The 3,724-nt window shown below is 76.9% G+C and carries 1 protein-coding gene; it reads left to right on the forward strand.

From position 1 onward, the window contains the following. The coding region (locus ABZW14_RS34155) for a beta-ketoacyl synthase N-terminal-like domain-containing protein (RefSeq protein ID WP_355355372.1) at nucleotides 1-3,724 on the forward strand (3,724 nt) is incomplete at both ends.

The raw sequence follows: 3,724 nt of genomic DNA on the forward strand, positions 1-3,724 counted from the left end.
CCGCCGCCACCCCGCCGACGACCCCGCCTACGCCGCCCTGGTCGAGGAGCTCACGCAGGCCGGTGCGACCGTCACCGCCGTCGCGGCCGACCTCAGCGATCCGGATCAGGTCGCCGCCCTGGTGGCCGGGGTCGACCTGACGGCGGTCTACCACTGCGCCGGCGTCATCGCCGACGCCACCATCGCCACCCTCGACGGCGACGCCGTCGACCGGGTCCTGCGGCCCAAGGTCGACGCCGCCTGGGCGCTGCACCGCGCCACCGCACACCTCGACCTGTCGGCGTTCGTGCTGTTCTCCTCGATCGCCGCCACCCTCGGCACGCCCGGCCAGGGCAACTACGCCGCCGCCAACGCCTACCTCGACGCCCTCGCCGCGCGGCGCCGCGCCGACGGGCTGCCCGCGGCCAGCCTCGCCTGGGGCCTCTGGGCCACCACCAGCGGCATGACCGCCCACCTCGACGACGGCGAACACCGGCGGGCCATCCGCGCGGGCAGCGCCCCGCTCACCGACGCCGAAGGGCTCGCGCTCCTGGACGCCGCGCGGCGGCACGGCGGCGCGCACCTCGTCCTCATGAAGGTGCCGGCGGCCCCCGGCCGTGGCGACCCGGGCCGGATCCCCGCGCCGCTGCGCGACCTGGTCCGCCCCGCCCGCCGGCGGGCCGCGGCCCGCGCCGGCGCCGACGTGTCCCTGGCCGAACGGCTCGCGGCGCTCAGCCCCGCCGCCCGGCACGGCCACCTCCTCGACCTGGTCACCGGCAGCGTGGCGGCGGTGCTCGGGCACCGCTCCGTCGACGGTGTCGACCCGCAGCGGCCGTTCAAGGAACTCGGCTTCGACTCGCTGACCTCGGTGGAGCTGCGCAACCGACTCGCCACGGCCACCGGGCTGCGGCTGCCCGCCACCGTCGCCTTCGACCACCCCACGCCGGTCGTGCTCGCCGACCACCTCGACCGGGAGATCGGCGGCCGATCCGTCCCGGCCGCCGGGCCGGCCGTCACCCCGGCGGCCGACGTCGACGAACCGATCGCCATCGTCGGCATGGCCTGCCGCTTCCCCGGCGACGTGCGCAGCCCGGAAGACCTGTGGGACCTGGTCACCGCGGGCGCCGACGTCATCGCCCCGTTCCCCACCGACCGGGGCTGGGACCTCGCGGCCCTGCGCGGCGACACCGACGAGGCCACCCCCCGGCACGGCGGGTTCCTCTACGACGCCGCCGACTTCGACGCCGCCTTCTTCGGCATCAACCCCCGCGAGGCGCTCGCCATGGACCCCCAGCAGCGGCTGCTGCTGGAGACCTCCTGGGAGACGTTCGAACGGGCCGGCATCGACCCGCTCACCGCCCGTGGCAGCAGCACCGGCGTCTACGTCGGCCTGATCTACCACGACTACGCGGGCACGGCGCTCGGCACCTCCGACGAGCTCGACGGGTACCTGGGCAACGGCAGCGCCGGCAGCGTCGCCTCCGGCCGCATCTCCTACCTGTTCGGCCTCGAGGGCCCGGCCGTCACCGTCGACACCGCCTGCTCCTCGTCACTGGTGGCCCTGCACCTGGCCGCCCAGGCGCTGCGCCAGGGGGAGTGCGGGCTCGCCCTCGCCGGTGGCGTCAGCGTCATGTCCACCCCCGGCATGCTCGCCGAGTTCGCCCGCCAGCGCGGCCTGTCCCCGGACGGCCGGTGCAAGGCGTTCGGCGCGGGCGCCGACGGTACCGGCTTCGCCGAGGGCGCCGGAATGCTGCTGCTGGAACGCCTCTCCGACGCCCGCCGCAACGGCCGCCGGATCCTCGCCGTGCTGCGCGGCAGCGCGGTCAACCAGGACGGCGCCAGCAGCGGCCTCACCGCTCCCAACGGCCCCGCCCAGCAGCGGGTCATCCGGCAGGCCCTCGCGCACGCGCGGCTGTCCCCGTCCGACGTGGACGCCGTCGAGGCCCACGGCACCGGCACGGCCCTCGGCGACCCCATCGAGGCGCAGGCGCTGCTGGCCACCTACGGCCAGGACCGGCCCGCCGACCGGCCGCTGCTGCTCGGCTCGATCAAGTCCAACATCGGCCACACCCAGGCCGCCGCCGGCGTCGCCGGCGTCATCAAGATGGTGCTCGCCATGCGGCACGGCATCGTTCCGGCGACGCTGCACGTGGACGAGCCGTCCCCGCACATCGACTGGACGGCCGGCACGGTCGCCCTGCTCGCCGACCCGCAGCCCTGGCCCGCCGTGGACCGGCCCCGCCGCGCCGCCGTCTCCTCGTTCGGCATCAGCGGCACCAACGTCCACGCCATCCTGGAGCAGGCCCCCGAGCCGGTCACGGCGCCGGCCGCACCGGCACTGGTCACCGGCGACCTCAGCACGCCGTGCGTCCTCTCCGGCCGCACCCCGGACGCCCTGCGCGCGCAGGCCCGCCGGCTGAACGCCTGGCTCGCGGAGCACCCGGACGTCCCGCTTCCCGCCCTCGGCCACGCCCTCGCCACCAGCCGCTCCGCGTTCGAGCACCGGGCCGTGCTGCTGCCCCGCGACCGGCCGGGCCTCCTCGCCGGTCTGGCCGCCGTCGCCGACGACCAGCCGTCATCCATCGTGGTCGGTGGCACCGCCCGGGGCGGCCGGCTCGCCGTGCTCTTCTCCGGGCAGGGCGCGCAGCGCCCCGGCATGGGTCGTGAGGCGTACGGGGCGTTCCCGGTCTTCGCCGCAGCGCTGGACGAGGTCTGCGGCCACCTCGACCCGCTGCTGCCGCAGCCGCTCCGGCCGGTGCTGTTCGCCACCGAAGGCTCGCCCGAGGCGGCGCTGCTGGACCGGACCGAGTTCACCCAGCCCGCCCTCTTCGCCGTCGAGGTAGCGCTGTTCCGCCTGGTCGAGTCGTTCGGCGTCGTACCCGACCTGGTCGGCGGCCACTCCGTCGGCGAGATCACCGCCGCGTACGTGGCGGGGGTCCTCGCCCTGCCCGACGCCTGCGCCCTGGTGGCGGCGCGCGGCCGGCTCATGCAGGCCCTGCCGGCCGGCGGGGGGATGCTCGCCGTCGCCGCGCCCGAGAACGAGGTGGCCGCCTCGATCGCCGGGCTGGCCGACCGGGTCGGCATCGCGGCCGTCAACGGCCCGTCAGCCGTGGTCGTCTCCGGGTCGCTCGACGCCCTCGACGAGATCGACCGGGCCTGGCGCGACCGGGGTGCGCGCACCCGGCGGCTGCGGGTCAGCCACGCCTTCCACAGCCCGCTCATGGCGCCGATGCTGGACGAGTTCCGCGCCGTCCTCGACGGCCTCACCTTCACCGCCCCGCGGCTGCCGCTGGTGTCGAACCTGACCGGCGGCGCCGCCGACGCGGCCGACCTCTGCGACCCCGGGTACTGGGTGCGGCACGTCCGCGAGGCCGTCCGCTTCGCCGACGGGATCGCCTACCTGCGCGGGCGCAACGTCGGCACCTACCTGGAGGTCGGCCCGGACAGCGTGCTGTCCGGGATGATCCAGGACTGCCTCGCCGACGCCCCCGCCGCCGTGGTGGTGCCGACCCTGCGCAAGGGGCGCACCGAGACGTCCGCGCTGCTCGGGGCGCTCGCCGAGGCGTACGCCGGCGGGGTGCCCGTCGACTGGGCGCCGCTGACCGGTGGCGGCGCGCCGCTCGACCTGCCCACGTACCCCTTCCAGCGGCAGCGGTTCTGGCCCGACGCGGCGAGCCGGCGGTCCGGCGACGTGTCCGGCGCCGGACTGGCCGCCGCCGGGCACCCGCTGCTCGGTGCGGCGGTG

Origin of the sequence: Micromonospora sp. NPDC004551 (assembly GCF_040609975.1) — a bacterium.
Classification (GTDB): Bacteria; Actinomycetota; Actinomycetes; order Mycobacteriales; family Micromonosporaceae; genus Micromonospora.